The 21713-nt window shown below is 66.4% G+C and carries 19 protein-coding genes and 2 tRNA genes; 5 read left to right on the top strand and 16 right to left on the bottom strand.

All coding sequences use genetic code 11. The features are described 5' to 3' along the window. Positions 1-6: 6 nt before the first annotated feature. Positions 7-1401 (top strand): serine/threonine-protein kinase, encoded by a 1395-nt coding sequence (locus RU01_RS05375; protein WP_082042910.1) that lies wholly within the window; start codon positions 7-9, stop codon positions 1399-1401. After that, positions 1398-3332: a Stk1 family PASTA domain-containing Ser/Thr kinase gene (gene pknB, locus RU01_RS05370; RefSeq protein WP_042573484.1), complete on the top strand. Its 1935-nt coding sequence runs from the start codon at positions 1398-1400 to the stop codon at positions 3330-3332. Before RU01_RS05375 ends, pknB begins: the two co-directional genes overlap by 4 nt. A 12-nt stretch (positions 3333-3344) precedes the next feature. On the opposite strand, the gene RU01_RS05365 is transcribed toward pknB, so the two are convergent. Beyond that, on the bottom strand, positions 3345-3977 hold the full coding sequence (locus tag RU01_RS05365; protein WP_042573483.1) for an aminodeoxychorismate/anthranilate synthase component II: 633 nt from the start codon (positions 3975-3977) through the stop codon (positions 3345-3347). A 117-nt stretch (positions 3978-4094) separates the two neighbouring features. Here RU01_RS05365 and crgA point away from each other — a divergent pair, with 117 nt between their 5' ends. Together crgA and RU01_RS05355 are read left to right on the top strand one after the other, a co-directional pair. Next, complete coding sequence (crgA, locus tag RU01_RS05360; RefSeq protein WP_042573482.1) at positions 4095-4358, top strand: cell division protein CrgA; 264 nt, start codon at positions 4095-4097, stop codon at positions 4356-4358. 69 nt (positions 4359-4427) lie between these two features. Further along, positions 4428-4895 (top strand): PH domain-containing protein, encoded by a 468-nt coding sequence (locus RU01_RS05355; protein ID WP_042573481.1) that lies wholly within the window; start codon positions 4428-4430, stop codon positions 4893-4895. Between the two features lie 22 nt (positions 4896-4917). Here the strand turns inward: RU01_RS05355 and RU01_RS05350 are convergent, their stop codons facing one another. Both RU01_RS05350 and RU01_RS05345 read right to left on the bottom strand, forming a co-directional pair. After that, entirely contained in the window at positions 4918-5793 is an 876-nt protein-coding gene (locus RU01_RS05350; protein ID WP_042573480.1) for a rhomboid family intramembrane serine protease, read from the bottom strand. Between the two features lie 15 nt (positions 5794-5808). Beyond that, complete coding sequence (locus RU01_RS05345) at positions 5809-6345, bottom strand: peptidylprolyl isomerase (RefSeq protein WP_082042908.1); 537 nt, start codon at positions 6343-6345, stop codon at positions 5809-5811. Positions 6346-6378: 33 nt separating this feature from the next. Between RU01_RS05345 and RU01_RS05340 the strand changes: the two genes are divergently transcribed. After that, on the top strand, positions 6379-6780 hold the full coding sequence (locus tag RU01_RS05340; RefSeq protein ID WP_042573479.1) for a hypothetical protein: 402 nt from the start codon (positions 6379-6381) through the stop codon (positions 6778-6780). Here RU01_RS05340 and RU01_RS22035 read toward each other — a convergent pair. From RU01_RS22035 to dnaN, 13 genes are all read right to left on the bottom strand, one after another. Continuing rightward, positions 6760-8136, bottom strand: a complete 1377-nt coding sequence (locus tag RU01_RS22035) for an alpha/beta hydrolase (protein ID WP_052493129.1) — start codon at positions 8134-8136, stop codon at positions 6760-6762. The genes RU01_RS05340 and RU01_RS22035 overlap by 21 nt on opposite strands. Before the next feature lie 18 nt (positions 8137-8154). Beyond that, positions 8155-9153: a GGDEF domain-containing protein gene (locus RU01_RS05330; RefSeq protein WP_042573478.1), complete on the bottom strand. Its 999-nt coding sequence runs from the start codon at positions 9151-9153 to the stop codon at positions 8155-8157. Between the two features lie 125 nt (positions 9154-9278). Then, positions 9279-9351, bottom strand: a tRNA-Ala gene (locus RU01_RS05325). Positions 9352-9484: 133 nt separating this feature from the next. Next, positions 9485-9558 (bottom strand) — tRNA-Ile (locus tag RU01_RS05320). Positions 9559-9656: 98 nt separating this feature from the next. Continuing rightward, positions 9657-10613 (bottom strand): DUF3566 domain-containing protein, encoded by a 957-nt coding sequence (locus RU01_RS22405; RefSeq protein WP_082042907.1) that lies wholly within the window; start codon positions 10611-10613, stop codon positions 9657-9659. Positions 10614-10618: 5 nt separating this feature from the next. After that, a complete protein-coding gene (gene gyrA, locus RU01_RS05310; protein WP_042573477.1) occupies positions 10619-13141 on the bottom strand; it encodes a DNA gyrase subunit A in 2523 nt (840 codons plus the stop codon). 67 nt (positions 13142-13208) lie between these two features. Beyond that, entirely contained in the window at positions 13209-15242 is a 2034-nt protein-coding gene (gene gyrB / locus RU01_RS05305; protein WP_042573476.1) for a DNA topoisomerase (ATP-hydrolyzing) subunit B, read from the bottom strand. A gap of 236 nt (positions 15243-15478) precedes the next feature. Further along, the gene (locus RU01_RS05300; RefSeq protein WP_052493128.1) at positions 15479-16600 is read right to left on the bottom strand and encodes a PDR/VanB family oxidoreductase; all 1122 of its coding nucleotides are present in this window, start codon (positions 16598-16600) and stop codon (positions 15479-15481) included. After that, positions 16600-17499: a metal-dependent hydrolase gene (locus RU01_RS05295; RefSeq protein ID WP_042573475.1), complete on the bottom strand. Its 900-nt coding sequence runs from the start codon at positions 17497-17499 to the stop codon at positions 16600-16602. Before RU01_RS05295 ends, RU01_RS05300 begins: the two co-directional genes overlap by 1 nt. 134 nt (positions 17500-17633) lie before the next feature. Next, the gene (locus tag RU01_RS05290; protein ID WP_042573474.1) at positions 17634-18188 is read right to left on the bottom strand and encodes a DUF721 family protein; all 555 of its coding nucleotides are present in this window, start codon (positions 18186-18188) and stop codon (positions 17634-17636) included. Further along, a complete protein-coding gene (gene recF, locus RU01_RS05285) occupies positions 18185-19450 on the bottom strand; it encodes a DNA replication/repair protein RecF (RefSeq protein WP_042573473.1) in 1266 nt (421 codons plus the stop codon). The genes RU01_RS05290 and recF overlap by 4 nt, the downstream gene beginning before the upstream one ends. Next, on the bottom strand, positions 19451-20374 hold the full coding sequence (gene gnd / locus RU01_RS05280) for a phosphogluconate dehydrogenase (NAD(+)-dependent, decarboxylating) (protein WP_442970461.1): 924 nt from the start codon (positions 20372-20374) through the stop codon (positions 19451-19453). Between the two features lie 43 nt (positions 20375-20417). Continuing rightward, the gene (dnaN, locus tag RU01_RS05275; RefSeq protein WP_042573560.1) at positions 20418-21602 is read right to left on the bottom strand and encodes a DNA polymerase III subunit beta; all 1185 of its coding nucleotides are present in this window, start codon (positions 21600-21602) and stop codon (positions 20418-20420) included. Between the last annotated feature and the right edge of the window lie 111 nt (positions 21603-21713).

The raw sequence follows: 21713 nt of genomic DNA, 5'->3' as shown, positions 1-21713 counted from the left end.
CCCCGCATGAGTGGAGGCCTGGGTAACGGCGCACTGGTGGCCGATCGCTACCGACTGTTGCGTCTGATCGCGACGGGCGGGATGGGACAGGTCTGGGAAGCGACCGACAACCGGCTCGATCGCCGCGTCGCCGTCAAGATTCTCAAGCCCGAGTTCTCGAACGACCCGGAATTCGTCGAGCGGTTCCGCGTGGAAGCGCGCACGACGGCGTTGCTGAACCATCCGGGCATCGCGAACATCTACGACTACGGCGAGGTGCAGGACGCCAACGGGCAGTCGCTGGCCTACCTGGTCATGGAACTGGTCATCGGTGAACCCCTGAACACGGTGCTCACCCGTATGGGCCGGTTGCCGCTGGTGCATGCGTTGGACATGCTCGAGCAGACCGGCCGCTCGCTGCAGGCCGCGCACCGCGCCGGCATCGTGCACCGCGACGTCAAGCCCGGCAACATCATGATCACGCCCGACGGCACGGTGAAGATCACCGACTTCGGTATCGCCAAGGCAGTCGACGCGTCGCCCGTGACACGGACGGGCATGGTCATGGGCACCGCGCAGTACATCGCACCCGAACAGGCGTTGGGACAGGACGCGACGTCGGCCTCGGACGTGTACTCGCTCGGTGTGGTCGGCTACGAAGCGATCAGTGGCACACGGCCTTTCGTGGGCGACGGCGCCTTGACGGTCGCGATGAAGCATGTCCGCGACGCGGCTCCGCCCCTTCCCGCGGATCTGCCGGCGCCGGTCCGCGAACTCATCGAGATCACGATGACGAAGGATCCGGCGTCCCGGTACGAGAACGGCGGCGAGTTCGCGGACGCTGTCGCTGCCGTGCGGGCGGGACGTCGTCCTCCCCAGCCGGGAACCGCATCGGGGACGTCCCGGGTCATGGCTCCCATGACGGGCGCGAATCCGAACACCCGGATGATGACGGCACCGGCGACGGGATACGCCGCCGCCGCTGCAGCTCCACGCCGACCGGAACCCGAGCCGGAGTCCGGCATGTCGCCCGGTCAGAAGGCGTTGGCATGGGCGGCCGGCGGTCTCCTCCTCCTGGCGGCCGTCGTGGCGTTCGGGCTGTTCGTCTTCACCGAGAGCAACGGTTCGACACCGGTGGTCACGACGACCAGCACCGCCGCGCCCACGACGGAACCGACCACGACGACGACCCGTCCGACGACCACCACGACGGAACCGACCACGACCACCACCACGACGACGACCACCACGACCACCACCGAGCCGACCACCACCACGACGGAACCGACGACCACGGAGCCGACGACGACGACAACCACCAGCGGTGGGTTGTTCAACATTCCCGGCCTCGGTAACGGCAACGGCAACGGCAACGGGAACGACGGCAATCCGTTCAACTACGCACCGGGAGGGCAGCGATGAACACTCCACGCCAGCTCTCGTCCCGGTACGAGCTGGGTGAGATCCTCGGGTTCGGCGGCATGTCCGAGGTCCATCTGGCCAAGGACGTCCGGCTCGACAGGGACGTCGCGATCAAAGTCCTGCGGCAGGATCTGGCGCGCGATCCCACGTTCTACCTCCGCTTCCGACGGGAGGCGCAGAACGCTGCCGCGTTGAACCATCCGGCCATCGTCGCCGTGTACGACACGGGCGAGGCAGAGACTGACACGGGACCGCTGCCGTACATCGTCATGGAATACGTCGACGGTGACACGCTGCGCGACATCGTCCGTGCGGAAGGCCCGATGGCGCCGAAGCGTGCCATGGAAGTCATCGCCGACGTCTGCGCAGCACTGGACTTCAGCCACCGCAACGGCATCGTGCACCGCGACGTCAAGCCGGCCAACGCGATGATCAACCGGGCCGGCGCGGTCAAGGTCATGGACTTCGGTATCGCACGCGCGATCGCCGACAGCTCGAGCCCGATGACCCAGACCGCGGCCGTGATCGGGACCGCTCAGTACCTCTCGCCCGAACAGGCTCGCGGCGAGCAGGTCGACGCCCGGTCCGACGTCTACTCACTCGGATGCGTGTTGTTCGAGATTCTCACCGGTGAGCCTCCGTTCACGGGCGACTCGCCCGTCGCGGTGGCCTACCAGCACGTTCGCGAGGATCCCCGGCTCCCGTCGTCGGTCAACGCGGACATCCCCCGGGAACTGGACTCGATCATCCTCAAGGCCATGGCCAAGAACCCGGCCAACCGCTACCAGAGCGCCGCGGACATGAGATCGGATCTCATCCGGGTACTCGGTGGCCAGCGCCCGGTGGCGCCCATGGTCATGAACGACGAGGACCGCACGTCCATTCTGGGGTCGATGGATGCGCCCCGAGCGTCGGCGACGTCGACCGCCACCGAGAACAACGGCGAGTCGCGCAAGATTGCTCGCCACGCCCATGCCGACAACGACGACGACGTCGAACCGAAACGCAAGGGCGTCCGTGTCGCACTGATGGCCGTCGCTGCCATCGTCGTCGTCGGGGTCGTCGGTCTTTTCCTGTGGAATCTCGGACCGGGCGCGCCCGCGCGATCCGTGACCGTTCCCGACGTGACGGCCCAGACCGCCGACATCGCCAGGACGACTCTCGAGAACGCGGGATTCCGCGTCGACGTGCAGCAACGTTCGGACGCCACGGTTCCCGAAGGCGCCGTGATAGGCACCCGGCCCGTGTCGGGAACCACCGTCGACGAGAACAGCACGTTGGTGCTGGAGGTGTCCACGGGTCCGGAGCAGATCCAGGTACCCCAACTGACCGGCTTGACGCAGGACGCGGCTCGTCAGGCCCTCGAGCAGGCCGGGCTGACCCTCGATCCCGCGATCGGCCGAGGTGCATCCGCCCGCACCGACGTCGACAAGGTGATCGGCCAGGAACCGGCCCGCGGCTCGTCCATGGCCGAGGGTGGCGCAGTGCGCATCACCCTCGGGTCGGGACCGCGTCAGATCCGCGTCCCGGACGTCACCGGGCAGAACATCGAGGTCGCACAGCCCAACGTCGCAGGTGCCGGCTTCATCGTCGATCGTCAGAACGTGGACTCGGCACTACCCGAGGGACAGGTAGTCTCGACCAGTCCCGCAGGTGGCAGCAGCGCGGCCGACGGCAGCACCGTGGTGCTCCGTGTGTCCAACGGCAGCCAGTTCCAGATCCCGAGCCTGACGGGTCAGACACCGGTCCAGGCAGTGGAGACACTGCGGGCGGCGGGGTGGCAGGGAACGTTGGCCGAGATCGACCAGGTCGACGTCCAGACGCTCGACACAAGTCAGGTGAACAGGATCCAGCAGCAGGCCGTCGCTCCCGGCACCGCCATCTCGAAGACGGACCGCGTGAACGTCAGCGTCGGGAAGTTCGGGATCTAGCAGGCCCGGACGTCAGACCCGAGCGGCGTTCTCGAGGTCGGACACCAGTGACTCCTCGGGGGCGTCACCGCAGACTGCGAGCCAGTTGGCCAGCATGCGGTGACCACCCTCGGTCATCACCGACTCCGGGTGGAACTGCACGCCGTGGATCGGCAGCTCGCGGTGCCGCATGGCCATCACGATGCCGCTGTCGGTCCGAGCAGTCACCTCGAGCTCGTCGGGAATCGTGTTCTCTCGCACCGTCAGCGAGTGGTATCGGGTGGCGGTGAACGGATCCGGCAGACCGGCGAGCACTCCTTCTCCGGAGTGGTGGACGACGCTCGTCTTCCCGTGCAGCAGTTCCGGCGCACGCTCGACGACGCCTCCGAACGACGCGCCGATCGCCTGGTGCCCGAGGCACACTCCGAGGAGCGGAGTCCCTGTGCGGGCGCACGCCCGCACCATGTCCATGGTGACGCCGGCGCGCTCGGGTGTACCCGGTCCCGGGCTCAGCAGCACCCCGTCCACGTCCTTCACGGCGGCGTCCACGTCGAGGACGGCTGGGTCGTCGTTACGCAGCACCTGCGCCCGCGTTCCGAGCTGTCCGAGGTACTGGACCAGGTTGAACACGAAGCTGTCGTAGTTGTCGACGACGAGGATGCGCATGTCACCACACTAATGCCGACACTGTCCCGGGCCGGCTGCAGGTTATCGTGGACCACGGCACTGCGCGTTGTTCTCGCAGCCCACACGCATTCCGAGCAGGAGAGTTCGAGGAGATCAATGCCCAAGTCGAAGGTCCGCAAGAAGGCCGATTACACCATCGACCCAGCGTCACGGACGCCCGTCAAGGTCAAGGCTGCGCCGTCGAGCACGCTGTATCTGTCGGTCATGTTCGGTTTCATGGTGCTCGGTCTGGTGTATCTCATCGTCTACTACCTCGCACAGGACAACATCAGCTGGATGGCGAGCCTGGGGGCGTACAACCTGCTCATCGGCTTCGGTTTCTGGATCATCGGTCTCGTCCTGACGATGAAGTGGCGTTGACCAGGAGCGTCGCGTCGACGGGCGCGCGAATTACACGCGTGTCGTTCACTAACACTGTGGATAACTTCTGTGGATAACTTATCCACAGGGGGTGACGGGTCGGTCGCGGCGTGGGCTACGCCTCGTGTCGCGGTCGCAGCTCTGGGTGTCGGAGCCGTCGCGCTGGGCGTTGCGGCAGTCGCGACATCGAGCGATCCCGCGGGCCGTCTGTTGATCTCGCTCGCCGCCGTGGCGGCACTGAGTCTCGCCCTGCTGGCCGCGGTCCAGCGGCCGAAGTTGTCGGTCGATGCCGACGTCATGAGGGTGAAGACCCTGCGCGGGCGTCGTACCTATCGACGCGACGACGTGATCACGGTCCGCCTGGTCCCGTACCCGCGACTCGGACGCCGAGTGCCGATGCTGGAGATGGACGTGCGGGACGGTGAGGACGAGCGCCTGCTCATCTTCGGCAGGTGGGACCTCGGAGAGGATCCGCGAGCGGTATTCGACACGCTCGAGCTCAGGGGATGGGTGCCGGCCGACTGGTCCCGCGACTGACGCGGGACCGGCCGGACCGAGGTCAGAACGCGGAGGACAGACTCGCTGCGCGCAGACCGATCAGAGCGAGCGCGATCAGAGCGAGAGCGACGATTCCCGCCCAGCCCACGCGGGACCGCTGTGGGCCCGTCGTGAAGACCACCGCCGCGGTCGCCGCCGCTCCCGCCGCGAGACCACCGAGGTGGCCCCACAGAGAGATACCGGGGATCGCGATACTCAGCACCACGTTCAGGCCGATGACGACCAGGACGGGCATCGGGCTCTGACGGAGACGCACCAGGATCACGGCCTGCGCGCCGAGCAGGCCGAAGACAGCGCCCGAGGCACCGACGGTCGCGACGAGCGGATTCGACAGGAACATGACGGCAGCAGCGCCGCCGAGGAGGGCGACGAGGTAGACCGCCAGATATCGCGCGCGGCCGAGAACGAGTTCGCAGTCACGACCGATGACGTAGAGCGCGAACATGTTGACCGCGAGATGCACGATGCCGGAATGCAGGAAGCCGCTGCCGAGAATTCGTACGAGATCTCCGTCGGCCACCAGCAGCGGAACCAGTGCCCACTCGCGGAACAGGGCGCTGGTCTGATTGCTCAGGCCACCCGCCTGCGCTGCGGTGAGAGCGAACATCAGGATGTTCAGCGCCATCAACGCGTAGGTGACCACCGGAGTGGAGGCCGGTCGACTCACACCACCGGCGACAGTCCGCGCCCGTGGGACCGACGACGCGGCAGCCGCCACACAGTCCACACAGTGCTGACCCACCGAGGCGGGCCGAAGGCATTCGGGGCACGCCGGTCGGTCGCAGCGGGTGCACGACAGGCCCGTGGGCCTGTCCGGATGGCGTACACAGGTGGGCTGGGGCGGTCCCGAAGTACCGCCCCAGCCTGGACCCGTCATGCTCGGGTGCTCAGGTCACGCAATGGTGACCGATTCGATGACGACGTCCTCGACCGGGCGATCGCCGCGGCCGGTGGGGGTGGAACCGATCTGGTCGACGACCTTCTGCGACGCGGGGTCGATGACCTCACCGAAGATGGTGTGGCGACGGTTGAGGTGCGGCGTCGGGCCGACGGTGATGAAGAACTGCGAGCCGTTGGTGCCGGGACCGGCATTCGCCATGGCCAGCAGGTACGGGCGGTCGAACGACAGCTCGGGGTGGAACTCGTCACCGAACTTGTATCCGGGGCCGCCGGTGCCGGTGCCGGTGGGGTCTCCACCCTGCAGCATGAAGCCCGAGATGACGCGGTGGAAGATCGCTCCGTCGTAGAACGGGCCCTCGGACGTGCCGGCGGCGTTCTTGGTGCTGTAGTCCTTCGTTCCCTGGGCGAGGCCGACGAAGTTCTCGACCGTCTTCGGCGCATGGTTGCCGAAGAGGGCGATGACGATGTCGCCGTGGTTCGTGTGCAGGGTCGCGGTCTGAGTCTGTAAAGGTGAGGTCACGTCTTCCATCGTGCCACTCGGTCGATATGGAACAGTGAACGGATGACGTCTACACCTGACACGGCAATAGCGAAGAAGGCTCTGGGCATCGCCCGCGACACCGCGTTGACGCTGGCGAAGGGGCCCGCAGCAACAGGATTCGTCGTCACCCGGAAGGGCGTCTCGATTCTCCGGTCCCGACGCGCCCAGCAACGCGCCGGTCGACCGTCCGTGCCCGCTCCCGCTCGGAAGGACCGTCGCCGCTTCGCAGCAGCTCGGCGCGCGGGGCTGGTCGGCTTGCTCGTTCTCGCGGGTGCCGGAGCTGTCGCGTTCTCGCGGGCCCGACGCACCGAGCTCCCGCCGCCGGCAGCGGAGCCGCCCAGCCTGGGCACCCCGGGGAGCAACGGCACTGCGAGCAGCAACGGCCACCACAGCGTCGACCGGTCACAGCAACCTCACAAGTAGGCGCGCGAGGTCCGCGACGTCCATACGTCGCGGCTGCGGGGTCCCCGGCACACCGGCGACGACGGCGGCGATGCCGCGTGCACTCGTCGAGCCGGGGACGAGGTAGTCGCCATGACCGCTGGTGCCGTCCGTCGGCAGGAGGACGGCATCGCTGCGTTCGCTCGGATCGGGCCCGAACCACCCGAGGTCGGCCACCGGATCCCACCGCGCCTCGGCCACGTACGGCGCGGGGATGTCCGGCGACGTGTCCTGCCACCCGGGTGATCCCATCAGTACGACGTCGTCGATCGGGGCACCTCGTCCGAAGGCTTCCGCCGCCAGCACCGTGCCGTAGGAGTGGGCGACGACGGTGACGACGGGAGCCTCGCTCCCGTGCCGACGGCCGTGCAGTCCGTCGAGCGCGCGCGCCAACGCGGGAGCACCCGTGGTAGCCGGTGTTCTCGATGCGACACTGCTGTCCGGATTCACCAGCTCCGAGTTCCATTGCGGTGCTTCATATCCCAACCACGAAATGCCGGCGACGACCGAGCCCGACATCGTGCCGGCCGCAGCGACGACGGCCGCAGCCTCGGCATCGTGATGCAGGAGGTCACCGTCGACCGTGGTGCCGGCGCCCGGAACGAAGACGGCCAGCCGATCGGCGGCGTCGACGTCACCGATCGACACGGCAGCCACCGTGCGACGGGGTCCCTCCTCGAAGTGGACCAACCGCCGACCGGGGAGTGCGAGCACGGTCGTCAGAGCGTCGATCGATGCCAGCCGAGCGCGTGTCTGCTCGAGACCGGCGTCGGCGTCGGTGAGGAGGCCGCCGAACAGCGAACGGTCGACCTCCGCCGCCAGACTCCTCTCGACCTCGACGAGGCCGGCGCGTGTTCGTTCCATACGGGCCCTGTTGACCGCGTCCAGGATCGCCGCTGGACCCGATGGCGCCGGCTCGGCGGGACCGACACCGTCAGCCTGCGCCCGAGCGAACTCGAGTGCGACGCGTGCATCGAGTTCCGACGCGGCACCCGTGTGGTCGTCCGGGTCCCACAGCGACAGTGACGCTCGATCGTCACCGGCGCGGGCGGCGACAGCCGCTGTCCGCCGCAGCGTCGCCACTGCGTCGTCCAGATCGTCGGCGAGCGCCGTGACGGCGGACCGCGCCGCGTCGGCAGCCTCACCGTCCCAGCCGTACAGTCCGCCGATCGACCGCACCCTGTCCGCCACTACGGCCAGCCGCACCCCGAATGCCACCAGAGTCGTGTGTCGGGTCCACATGTCGTCCGCATGCCACAGCACGCCCATACCGTCTCCCACCGCGTCGTCGTCGACGAGCAGTGCACAGCACGAACGATCCGACGCGTGCAGATTCATCCACAGGCTGTGGACAGCTCAGCGAGGATCTGCTGTAACCCCGGTGTCCTCGACGACAGCGCGCGGTACCGGGCGTGAGGTGCGCTCGACTCCGCGGCTCCGCTTCGCCTTGTACAACTCTGCATCCGCCGCGCGGTAGATCTCCGACCACTTCCGCACCGTCGGCATGCACACCATTCCGACGCTCCATTCCGCTGAGTGCGCGCGTCGGAGCCTGGCCAGTACCTCGGTCGCCTCGGCCTCGTCGGTCCCCGGCATGAACAACACGAACTCGTCGCCGCCCAGTCGGCCCAGGACGTCACCCTTGCGGAGCTGTCCCATCCAGGCGGCGGACACGCGCTCGAGAAGCACGTCTCCGGCGATGTGACCGTAGACGTCGTTGACGGTCTTGAAGTTGTCCAGATCGAGTACGGCCATGCTGACAGGCAGCCCCCGTGAGGCGTATCCGGGGAGAAGCTTCTCCACCCGCCCCTCGAGTCCCTGACGGTTCAGCAGACCCGTCAGCGCGTCACGGGACGCCGAGTGCCGCATGCGTCGGGCGTGCGAGCCGAAGAACTCCGCCCCCGCCACGATTCCCAGCGCCGTCAGCACGTAGGCGACCGCGGGCATCGAGGACGACGACGCCAGAGCCGCCGACACCATGGAGCCGACCGTCAGCACCGTCACCCACACCCAACCGCCGCGTTCGCTCCAGTAGCCCGCCAGCTGCATTCCCAGGAACATCGCCGACTGGCTGAGCAACAGGTACGCGACCGCACCGTCGGCGGTCAGGAACATGGCACACAGCGCAGCGACTGCACCGCCGGTCACGATGCCGAGCCGACCGGTATCGGTCGGGTGCGGGCCGAAGTACAGGAAAGCGGCTCCGCCCAACTGGGCGATACCGGCGAGCACCATGACGAGGGTTCCGCTCGTCGTTCCCGAGAACGGCACCGCGCCGGCGATGAAAAGAATGGACGTGAGCCCCAGATAGACGACCAGAGCGGTCGTCGCGTCGGTTCGTCGTCCGGAGTTCACACGTCGAGTATCGACGATAGGGAGCGTATGGGTGCACGAAGCGTTCTCCGACGGCGTCGTGACATGTACAGGAAACGACAACACCCTGCCTCGCGATGCGAGACAGGGTGTTGTGGTGACCGGTGTGGAGCCTAGGAGATTCGAACTCCTGACATCTGCCTTGCAAAGGCAGCGCTCTACCAACTGAGCTAAGGCCCCGGATCGGAATCGGGAAGCTCGTGCCATCGCTGACTCTCCACGCGCACTGCGCGAAGAACGACGACGAGAACTACCGACGCCACGAGCGCGGGGAGACCGAACTTCACAGATCTTCCTCCATCGCACTCGTTCGTGGGCCTAGGAGGACTTGAACCTCCGACCTCTTCCTTATCAGGGAAGCGCTCTAACCGCCTGAGCTATAGGCCCGCACTCGCCCTGCAACTCACTGTTTCCAGTGGTAGCCGGACCGAGGAACGAGATTACCGTACACCGGCGCCGAAGACCAAAACGCCGGTGTCCGGAGGTCAATCCCGATCGGCGAGCGTCACTTCCAGTCCGCCGACCAAGTCGGAGCACAGGTTGTAGATGAACGTGCCGATCGTCGTCAGCGCCGTGAAGAGAACGACGTTGATGAGACCGATGACCGCGGCGTATCCGAAAATCTGACCCGCCGACACCAGTCCCGACTCACCGGACGTGGCGACGATGTCGGAGAACGCATTGTTCAGTCGATCCCACACGCCCATGCCGTCGAGAACCATGTAGAGCAGCCCGACGGCCACCATCCACACGAAGAACAACGAGACGGAAATCACCAGGGACAGCTTCAACATCGACCACGGATCGATCTTGCGGATCTGCACCGTGGCCCGAAGCGGATCACCGGACCCGACAGGCTGTGCCACGGCGACCGGTGCCTGCCGCTCCGACCGCTGCTCCTCGTGCATCGGGTGCCGGACCGTCGAGAGGTCGGGCATGTCGGTGGGGAGGTCGTTGCGCGCGATGTTGCGCGTCGGACCGTCGATCACCGCAGCCTTCGCGGTGGCTTCGGCAGGCCGGGACTGACGAGGACGCTCCGGTGCCTTCTGACCGTCCACTGCTCGCGCGGCCGGCTGCACCGTGGTTCGGTTCGGCTCCTGCCGCGTCTGCTCGGGCCGCGTCTGATCCGAGCCCCGCGGGGGCAGGTTCGTCTGCGGTTGCCGCTGCGGCTCCGGCTGACGAGGCGGCTCGGGCTGACGCTGCTGAGGTGCACCGTCGGTTCGAGCCGGACGCGGACCCTGACGAGGCGCGTCCTGCGGAGCCGGTCGGGGCCCGTCCTGGGGACCCTGGCGGGGCGCGTCCTGGTGATTCGGCCGCGACCCGTCCTGCTCGACGGGCGGCCATGCGGCCGTCGGCGGCCGAGGGGCCGGGGGCTGGGCAGGGGACTGGGTCTGCGCCGGACGACCGTTACCGGCCGAACCTGGCTGTTCGGGAGTACTCACTCAGCTCATGACTCCTTGGATCCGTCGGCCTCGTCGAGCACGAGGTCCTCCGGCTCGTCCGCATTGCGTGCAATGGCCAGCAGGGTATCGCCTTCACCGAGGTTCATGAGGCGAACGCCCTTGGTCTGGCGGCCGGCCTTACGTACCTGACGCGCCGCGGTGCGGATCACACCGCCGCTCGAGGTGATGGCGTACAGCTCGTCGTCGTCGTCGGCGATGAGTGCGCCCACCAGCGTGCCACGGCGCGGGTCGTACTGAATTGTCAGCACGCCCTTGCCCCCGCGGCCCTGCGGCGGGTAGTCGTCCATGGCGGTGCGCTTGGCGTAGCCGCCCGACGTCGCGACCAGGAGGAACGTGCCCTCCCTGACGACGTTGAGCGAGAGCAGCCGGTCCTCACCGTTGAAGCGCATGCCCTGCACACCCGACGTGGCGCGGCCCATGGGACGCAGTACCTCGTCGGTGGCGGAGAAGCGGATCGACTGGCCCAGGGCGGACACGAGCAGCAGATCGTCGTCCGAGCTGCACAGCACGGCTCCGACCAGCTCGTCGTCGCCGCGGAGGTTGACCGCGACGATGCCGCCGGAACGGTTGGAGTCGAAGTCCGACAGCTTGGACTTCTTCACCAGGCCCGCCTTCGTCGCCAACACCAGGTACGGCGCGTCGTCGTAGGTCTTGATCTGGATGATCTGGGCGATGCGCTCGTCCGGCTGGAACGCGAGGAGATTCGCCACGTGCTGGCCACGTGCGGTGCGGTTCGCCTCCGGCAGTTCGTACGCCTTCGCGCGGTAGACACGGCCCTTCGTGGTGAAGAACAGGATCCAGTCGTGGGTGGAGCAGACGAAGAACTTGCTGACGATGTCGTCCTGCTTGAGCCCGGCCCCCTGCACACCCTTGCCGCCACGCTTCTGCGAGCGGTAGAGGTCGGTGCGTGTGCGCTTGGCGTAACCGGTCTCCGTGATGGTCACGACGACGTTCTCGCGAGCGATCAGGTCCTCGTCGTTGACGTCGCCGTCGGCGGCGATGATCCGGGTACGACGGTCGTCGCCGAACTTGTCGACGATCTCCTTCAGCTCGGACCGGACGATCTCGCGCTGGCGCTCGGGACGATCGAGGATGTCCTTGAGGTCGGCGATCTCGATCTCGATGGACGCCAACTCGTCGATGATCTTCTGACGTTCGAGGGCCGCGAGACGGCGCAGCTGCATCGCGAGGATCGCGTCGGCCTGGATCTGGTCGACGTCGAGCAGGTCCATCAGGCCCTGGCGAGCGACATCGGCATCGGCGGACCGACGGATCAGGGCGATGACCTCGTCGAGTGCATCGAGTGCCTTGACCAGTCCGCGCAGGATGTGTGCGCGTTCCTCGGCCTTGCGCAGCCGGTACCGGGTACGGCGGACGATGACATCGAGCTGATGGGTGACGTACAGCTTGATCATCTGGTCGATGCGCAGCGTGCGCGGAACGCCGTCGACGATGGAGAGCATGTTGGCGCCGAAACTGGTCTGCAGCTGGCTGTGCTTGTACAGGTTGTTCAGCACGACCTTCGCCACCGCGTCGCGGCGCAGCTTGATCACGATGCGCATACCGACTCGGTCCGAGGACTGATCCTCGATGTCCGAGATACCGGCGATGCGGCCGTCCTTCAGCTGCTCGGCGATCGAGGCGATCATGTTGTCCGGGTTCACCTGGAACGGGAGCTCGGTGACCACGATCTGGGTACCGCCGCGCTCACCCTCCTCGATGTCGACGACACCGCGCATGCGGATCGATCCGCGACCGGTGCGGTACGCGTCCTCGATGCCCTGCGATCCGACGATGAGGCCGTGGGTGGGGAAGTCGGGTCCCTTGATGCGCTCGATCATCGCCTCGAGGGCGACCTCGTCGCTCGCCTCGTAGTTCTCGAGCATCCAGTAGACGCCCTCGGCCAGTTCCCGAAGGTTGTGCGGCGGAACGTTGGTCGCCATGCCGACGGCGATACCACCGCTGCCGTTCGCGAGCAGGTTGGGGAACCGCGACGGGAGCACGGTGGGTTCGAGCGTGCGTCCGTCGTAGTTCGCGACGAAGTCGACGGTCTCTTCCTCGATGTCCGCCAGCATCTGCATCGCCAGCGGCGTCAGACGGCACTCGGTGTACCGCATGGCGGCCGGGCCGTCGTTGCCGCGGGAGCCGAAGTTGCCCTGTCCGTCCACCAACGGGTAACGGAGAGACCAGGGTTGGGCCATGCGGACAAGAGTGTCGTAGATCGAGCTGTCGCCGTGGGGGTGGTAGTTACCCATGGTCTCGGCGACCGGACGAGCCGACTTCACGTAGCCGCGGTCGGGGCGGTAGCCGTTGTCGAACATCGCGTACAGCACGCGACGGTGCACGGGCTTGAGGCCGTCACGGACCTCGGGCAGCGCGCGACCGACGATCACGCTCATCGCGTAGTCGATGTAGCTGTTCTGCATCTCCTGCTGGATGTCGACCAGCTCGATGCGATCGGACGTGGGTCCGTCTCCGCCGGACGGCGGCAGGGTGGTGTCGGTCATCGAAGAAGAAACCTTTCGTGCGTCGTCACCTGTGCGTCTCGATCATCGAGTCGCACAGGCGAATTCGCTATACGTCGAGGAAACGAACGTCCTTGGCATTACGGGTGATGAAGCTACGACGCGCCTCGACGTCCTCTCCCATGAGAATGGAGAAGAGTTCGTCGGCGGCTGCCGCGTCGTCCAACGTCACCTGACGCAGGACACGCACGCTCGGATCCATCGTGGTCTCCCACAGTTCCTTGGCATTCATCTCGCCGAGGCCTTTGTAGCGTTGGATGCCGTCGTCCTTGTTGATCTTCTTGCCGGCCGCGAGACCGGCTTCGATCAGGCCGTCGCGCTCACGGTCGGAGTACGCGAACTCGGGATCCGATCCGCGCTGCCACTTGAGCTTGTACAGCGGCGGCATGGCCAGGTACACGTATCCGTGCTCGACCAGGGGGCGCATGAACCGGAACAACAGGGTGAGAAGGAGAGTCGAGATGTGCTGGCCATCCACGTCGGCGTCGGCCATCAGGACGATCTTGTGGTACCGGATCTTCGCGATGTCGAACTCGTCGTGGATTCCGGTGCCGAACGCGGTGATGATCGACTGGACTTCCGTGTTCTTCAGAACGCGGTCGATGCGAGCCTTCTCGACGTTGATGATCTTGCCGCGCAACGGAAGAATCGCCTGGTACATCGAATCGCGCCCGGACTTGGCGGAACCGCCGGCCGAGTCGCCCTCCACGATGTAGATCTCGCACTTGGACGGATCGTTGGAACGGCAGTCGGCAAGCTTGCCGGGCAGACCACCGATATCGGTGGCGCTCTTGCGGCGCACCAGGTCTCGTGCGCGACGAGCGGCGGTACGTGCCTGCATCGACGCGACAGCCTTCGAGATGATCAGCTTGGCCTCGGCGGGATTGGCTTCGAACCAGTGTGTGAGGTGCTCACCGGCGGCCTTCTGCACAAAGGACTTCACCTCGGTGTTGCCCAGCTTGGTCTTGGTCTGACCCTCGAACTGCGGCTCACCGACCTTGACGGAGATGATGGCGGCGAGACCTTCACGGATGTCGTCACCCGTCATGTCACCGTCCTTCTCCTTGATGAGCTTCTTCTCCTTGGCGTACTTCTTGACCACGTTGGTCAGAGCCGATCGGAAGCCCTCTTCGTGGGTGCCACCCTCGTGCGTGTTGATGGTGTTGGCGAACGTGTGAACCGACTCCGCGTACGTCGAGTTCCACTGCATCGCGACCTCGAGCTCATGGCCCGGGCCCTTCGCGGCGAAACCGATGACCGACGGGTGCTGCGGCGTCTTCGCGCGGTTGATGTACTTGACGTAGTCCTCGAGGCCACCGGGGTAGTGGTAGGTCTTCGTCTTGATCTTCGGGGTCGAGCCGGACTCGTCCTCGTTCTTCGGGACCTCCGCCAGCTCGCTCTCCGACGCCTCGTCCGCGATGCGTTCGATGTCCGACGCGCGCTCGTCGGTGAGCTTGATGGTCAGTCCCTTGTTCAGGAACGCCATCTCCTGCAGTCGCCGGGCGACCGTGTCGAACTTGAAGACCGTCTTCTCGAAGATGTTCGCGTCGGGCCAGAACGAGATCGACGTGCCCGTTCGCTTGGTGGGCTGACCCTTGATCAGCTCACCGGGGACGGACATCGTGTACGTCTGCTCCCAGTGGAATCCGTCGTTGTCGACCTCGGCGAGCAGGCGCGTCGACAAGGCATTGACCACGGAGATACCGACGCCGTGCAGACCGCCGGACACCGCGTAGGAGTCCGAGTCGAACTTGCCGCCGGCGTGCAGCTGGGTCATGACGACCTCGATGGTGGGGACACCCGAGGCGTGCATGCCGACAGGGATACCGCGGCCGTCGTCGATCACCCGGACACCACCGTCCGCGAGCAACGTGACGTCGACGGTGGTGGCATGGCCGGCCATCGCCTCGTCGACCGAGTTGTCCACGACCTCCCAGATGAGGTGGTGCAGACCACGCTCTCCGGTCGAGCCGATGTACATACCGGGCCGCTTGCGTACCGCCTCGAGTCCTTCGAGAACGGTGATGGACGATGCGTCGTACTCCTTGGGCTTGTCGCCCTTGCCTGAGTTCCGGTCAGCCACTTTTCCGGTGTGCTCCTTCTCGCCTCGAACGCCCGCGCTCGCCGGAACCGGAGAGACGGGATGAGGACCTCGACCCACGTGCCAGCACGCGATCGTCGGTCTTTACCCGCCCATCCTACCGGTACGGACGACCTCGGGCCTCATGTCCACGCCCGAAACGGCCCCTCATTGCGTCGGAGACGGACTTTTCTCGGTTCCCGCGACAGAATTCGTGGGTGAAATCGCCACAGGCCACATCAGAGATCGAGCGTCAGCTGCTCACCCGCCGACCGGGACACACAGATCAACATGTGGTCGGCCCGCTCGTCGTCGCTGAGTCGACGGTCGCGATGCTCCGGAACCCCGGCGAGAACGCGAACCTTGCACGTTCCGCAGAATCCCTGTCGGCAGGAGTACGGCACACCCGGACGGACACGGCGCACGGCATCGAGGGCCGTCTCGTCGGATGCGACGTCCACGACGGTGCCCGTGCGCGCGAGCTCCACGGAGAACGATTCGCCGGCCACGACGGGAGGCGCCGAGAAGCGTTCGTAGTGCAGACGCGTCGCCGACGTCGCGGTGATTCCCTCGCGGACCACCGCGATCATCGGGGGCGGACCACAGCAGTACACCGACCCACCGTCGGGTGCATCCCTCAGCAGATCGGCAGCGCCCGGCAATCCGTCGACGGCGTCGGTACGCACCGTCACACGGTCCTGCTCCCACGTCGACACCTCGTCGAGGAACGGCATCGATTCGGTCGTGCGGCCGCTGTAGACGAGGTGCCAGTCCATGCCGACCTCGCGCGCCTTGCGGATCATGGGGATGATCGCCGTCATGCCGATGCCGCCGGCCACGAAGAGAGCCGAACCCGAGGCCACGAACGGAAAAGCGTTGCGGGGACCGGTGATCGAGACACGGTCACCCACCTCGAGCGCGTGCATCTCGACCGATCCACCGCCGCCGTCCGGAACCAGCCGGACAGCGATCGAGTACGCGTCGGTCTCCCGCGGGTCGCCGCACAGTGAATATTGGCGACGCCGTCCCGACGGCAATTCGACGTCGAGGTGACTACCCGCACGCCACGGCGGAACATCGGCACCGTCCGCGCGCCGGAACGTCAGACCGACCACGTTCTCGTCGACACAGATCGCCATCTTCTCCGACACGACCATGTCGAGAGTGCGCACCTGCACCGGCGCCGCTCGCGCTTTGTACTCGGAGTGGTCGAGGATCGCGAACATCTTGTCCAGACCGTCGGTGATCTGGGCGAGCATCTCGTCCATACCTCCGCGACCGTGCAGATCCTCGGGGATCGTGCGCGATGCGCGGTACTCACGGACGGCCTCCATGGCCCGTCCGAATCTGCGCTGTCCCATCAGACCGATGCTGCCCTCGTCGCCGGGGACGATGCGAGGTAGGCCACCGCCAAGGACGTCGACCCCTCCTTGGACGGGTGGTAGTCCTTCCGCAGATACCGCACCGACGCCTTTCCGACGGCCTTCGCCGTGGGGAACAATCCGCGCTGTGTGACAGCCCTGACCTGCTTCAGCGTGTACTTGCGCTGCTCGTCGCTCAGAGTGGGGTCGTTCTTCATGAGGAAGCTGAGCCCACGGCCCCACATGACGACCACGGTCGGCGCCACGAGGACGTACGTGCGGATACGCCGGAAACGACGGGTGTCGAAGTACTGGAGGACGTCGTACGCGACGGCGCGATGCTCGACTTCCTCGGCGCCGTGCCACCGGACCAGATCGAGCATCCGCGGATCGACGTCCGCGCGGTCCAGCCCCTTCTCGGTGAGAACCCACATGCCGAGAAAGGACGTCAGGTGCTCGATGGCGGCGATCAGCGACAGGCGTTCCACCAGGCTGTTCTTCGTGTCCGTCGAGCGCTTGTCCAGCGCGATCCGGAACACGTACTCCATCTGCTTCACGTAGGGCGAGGGATCGAGGCCCTGGTCCTTCAGAAACGTGTGGATGCCCGTGTGGGCCTGGGCGTGCATCGCTTCCTGCCCGATGAAACCGATGACGTCGGCGCGCAGCTTCTCGTCGTGGATCAGCGGCAACGCTTCCTTGAACACGCGCACGAACCATTCCTCGCCCTCGGGGAGGAAGAGGTGCATCACGTTCATCAGGTGCGTGGCCAGCGGATCGTCGTCCATGTAGTGCATGCGCATGGAGTCCCAGTCGAACGAGACGTCGCGTGCTTGCAGAACTACAGGTCCCGGGTCGTCGTGCGTCACAGTCTCCCTCTCGTTCGGTGAACCTTCGATCATTCGCCGCCGGTCGCTCCGATGGATCGGGTTGGCACCGAAAAAATCCGTAGGTACGCCGACGTCCGGGTTATCCGACCGATCCCTCGGAGATCGACGCTACGCACTCACGCCGATGTGATCAACACCCGTTGAGGTCATCCGTACGTATCCCTGGGTCCTCGACCGGACACGTGGCGTTCGCCCTTCCGCCAACTGGGGGCGGCCGGACCGGTGATACGTAGGGACGTCACGACACCGTGCCCTACCGATGCCGCGATCTTGGCGATGATCTGGGATTGCAGCAGACGAAGTTGCGTCGCCCACGCCGTCGACTCGGCCGACACGGACAGAACGCCCTCGCGCACGGAGACCGCACTGGTGTGTGCGGCGATGTCCTCCCCCACGACCTGACTCCACCTGCCGAGCACTGTTCCCTCGTCGACCTTGGCCGACCATCCGCGCGACTTGGCCAACGATTTCGCCAACGACCCGAGCGCCTGCGGATCACGGTCGTCGGGCCGCGACCCCGACCAGGTGCGGGACCGACGCGGCCGACGCTGAGTCGACGCGCGTCCTTGACCGACAGCCTTACCGTTGGCCTTCGCCGCGGCGCGTGCGTTCTCCAGCGCTCGACGCGCGATGTCCGCTCCCCGCAGGGGTGGTTCGTCCGCACCCCCGGCGAACGGCACCGCCGCGTCGTCGTCGGTCATCGCTCGCCCCCTTCCGCTGTGTCGTCGCCAGTATGGATCGGTACTCCGACATCCACCGAGGTGTCGTCGAACTCCGTCAGCTCGGAGGCTCGCGCCTGCTCGGTATCGTGTGCGCGCACGTCCAAGCGTCTCGCGGCAAGCTCGGGCGGAACGTCCTCCGCGACGGCCGCGGTGACGAGGACCTGCTCGGCGGTCACGGCGACACCGGCCAGGGCGGTACGCCGAGCTCGATCGAGTTCGGCGAACACGTCGTCGAGGAGAAGTACCGGATCCGACCCCTCGCCACGGAGAAGCTCGAAGGACCCGAGCCGCAACGACAGCGCGAACGACCACGACTCCCCATGGCTGGCAAAGCCTTTCGCCGGATCGGTACCCAGTGTCAGATCCAGATCGTCGCGATGCGGACCCACCAGAGTCACCCCACGATCTATCTCGCGCGAGCGCACCACCGAGAGTTGTTGCAGGAAAGCAGCTTCCAGTACCTCGATGTCATCGGGCTCTTCGGCGCGCGTCGTCTCGAGAATCTCCGGCGGCATCGACTCGCCGATACTGCAGCGGTAGTCGATCCGCGCCGGCCGCGACGACGGGGCGATACTGCCGTACGACGCGGCCACGTACGGCCCGACGTCGCGTACAGCCCGGATGCGATGACCGATGATCTCCGCACCAAATGCCGCGAGTTGCGCGTCCCAGACCTCGAGGGTGGCCAGTGCGTTGGCCCCGTCCGTCGACGACGACCCACGTCTCAGCGCCCCGCCACCGGTCTTGAGCAAGGCCGACCGCTGACGCAGGACCCTGTCGTAATCGGCTCGCACGGCGGCCATTCGGGGTGATCGGGCGACGATCAGCTCGTCGAGATAGCGTCGTCGATCGCTCGGATCTCCCCGCACCATCGACAAGTCCTCGGGCGCGAACAGCACGGTGTTCAGGATTCCCAGGACGTCCCGCGGACGACGTGCCGGTGAGGTATTGATGCGTGCGCGGTTGGCCCTGCCGTCGTTGATCTCGACGTCCACCGTGAGTTCTCGGCCGTCGTTCACCACCGTCGCACGCACCAGCGCCCGCTCGGCACCCGTCCTGATCAACGGCGCATCTCCCGAGACGCGATGCGACGACAACGTCGCGATATATCCCAATGCCTCGAGGATGTTGGTCTTCCCGTGGCCGTTGGGGCCCACGAACACCGTGGCCCCCGGACGCAGGTCGACCGAAAGTTGCTGCCAGGAACGGAAATCGACCAGGGTCGCCGAGCGGACGAACACTTACGCCCCGGTGCTCTCCGTGTTGGGCGCACGTTGCACGGCGTGACCGCCGAACTGGTTACGCAGAGCGGAGACGGCCTTCATCGCCGGCGAGTCCACCTGACGCGAGGCGAATCGTGCGAACAGTGCGGCCGAGATGACCGGCGCGGGAACGGAATGCCGGATCGCTTCCTCGACAGTCCACCGACCCTCGCCCGAGTCCTGCGTGAACCCGGAGATGTCGGTGAACCCCGGATCCTCCTGCAACGCCTTGACGAGCAGATCGAGCAGCCACGAGCGGACGACGGTGCCCTTGGTCCACGCTCGCACCACACCGGTGACGTCCTCGATGAGGTCCTCGGCGGCGAGCAGTTCGTATCCTTCGGCGTACGCGTGCATGAGCCCGTACTCGATACCGTTGTGCACCATCTTCGCGTAGTGACCCGCACCGACGGGTCCGGCGTGGACGAAGCCGTCCGCACGCTCACCTTCGGGACGCAGCGCGTCGAACAGCGGCATCGCTCGTTCGACGTCCGCCGCGGCACCGCCGACCATGAGGCCGTACCCGTTCTCGAGCCCCCAGACGCCGCCCGACACGCCGGCGTCGATGTAGCCGATTCCCTTGGCTGCCAACAGTTCCGCGTGCACGGCGTCGTCCGTGAAGCGCGAGTTCCCTCCGTCGATGACCAGGTCACCTTCCGAGAGGACCTCCGAGAGACTGGTGACGGTGTCGCGCGTGACGGGACCCGACGGAACCATGACCCACACGATGCGCGGAGCGGGGAGTGCCTCGGCGAGAGCCTGGAGCGACTCGACGTCGGTGACCTCTGGACGGGGGTCGTATCCGGTGACCTCGATGTCATGGCGCCGCAGGCGCTCACGCATGTTGAAGCCCATCTTTCCCAGACCGATCAGACCGATGTTCATACGTGGCTTCCTTTCGATGGACGAACGCGGATGCTCCCCGAAACGGACCGACGGAGAAGAATCAGCCCGGGAGGCGAACCGGCATCAGCAGGTAGGTGTACGCACTGCGGGGAGCGGTGAAGGTACCCGTCTCGTCGGCTTCGAGTTCGTCCTCGCCCGCCGGTCGCAGAACAGCCGGCCGACTGGGTGTGGTGAAACCGAACGACACCCGCTCCGTGTGCAGTGAGTTCAACCCGTCGATGAGGTACCCCGGATTGAACGCGATCACCAGCGCCTCGCCCTGGAAGTTGGCCTCTATGGACTCCTCGGCCTTACCGGCGTCGTCGCCGCCGGCGGAGAGGGTGACGGTGTCGGCGGCGAACTCGAGACGCACCTGCGCTCCGCGCTCGGCGAGCAGGGCTACACGCTTGATGGCCTCGAGCAGCGGTGCGATGGGAACGGTCGCCACCGCGGTGTGCTCGGACGGCAGCAACTGTCGGAACTTGGGGAACTCGGCGTCGAGCAGACGTGTCGTGGTGCGCCGACCGTCGCTCACGATGCCCAGAAGACCGTCGTTGCCGATGTGGGACGCCGAGCCGAGAGCCAGCTCGACGGCCGACTCCGCGCCTCCACCAATGGTTTTCGCGGATTCGGAGAGTGTCTTGGCGGGAATGAGCACCGCGGCGGCCGTGCCTGCGGATGCGGGGGTCCAGTCCAACTCGCGCACGGCGAGGCGGAAGCGATCGGTGGCCGCGAGGACGACGGAGTCCCCGTCGATCTCCATGCGGATACCCGTCAGCATCGGGAGAGTGTCGTCCTTACCGGCGGCGATGGCGACCTGACCGATGGCCTCGGCGAACAATTCGACCGGGATGGTGCCGGTCTGCGAGGGGAGCTCCGGGAGCTGCGGGTAGTCCTCGACCGGCATCGTCGGGAGCGAGAACTTCGCGCTGCCGCAGGTGATGAGAACTTTGGTGCCGTCGACGGAGACGTCGACCGGCTTGTTCGGCAGCGAACGCGTGATGTCGGCGAGCAACTTGCCGGACACGAGGACCTGGCCGCCGCCGGCGACCTCGACGGGGACGCGAACCTGCGCCGAGACCTCGTAGTCGAAGCCGGAGACCGTCAGGCCGGAGTCGTCGACGGACAACAACACGCCACCGAGAACAGGAACCGCGGGCCGGGACGGGAGCGATCGAGCCACCCAGGCCACCGAATCGGAGAAATCTTCTCGAGCAACTCGAAACTTCACACTGCCAAGCTCCATCGCCCGGTTGATCCTCTCGCTGACCTGCTCCACACGAGTCGGTGGGCAAACCACACCGTATGCCCTCGAGGGCGCGCTGAAAAGTCGGGCCACCCTCGATCCGGGACCGGG

The organism is Rhodococcus sp. MEB064 (genome assembly GCF_000834565.1).
Taxonomy (GTDB): Bacteria; Actinomycetota; Actinomycetes; order Mycobacteriales; family Mycobacteriaceae; genus Rhodococcoides.
This window is presented reverse-complemented; position numbering and strand designations above follow the sequence as displayed.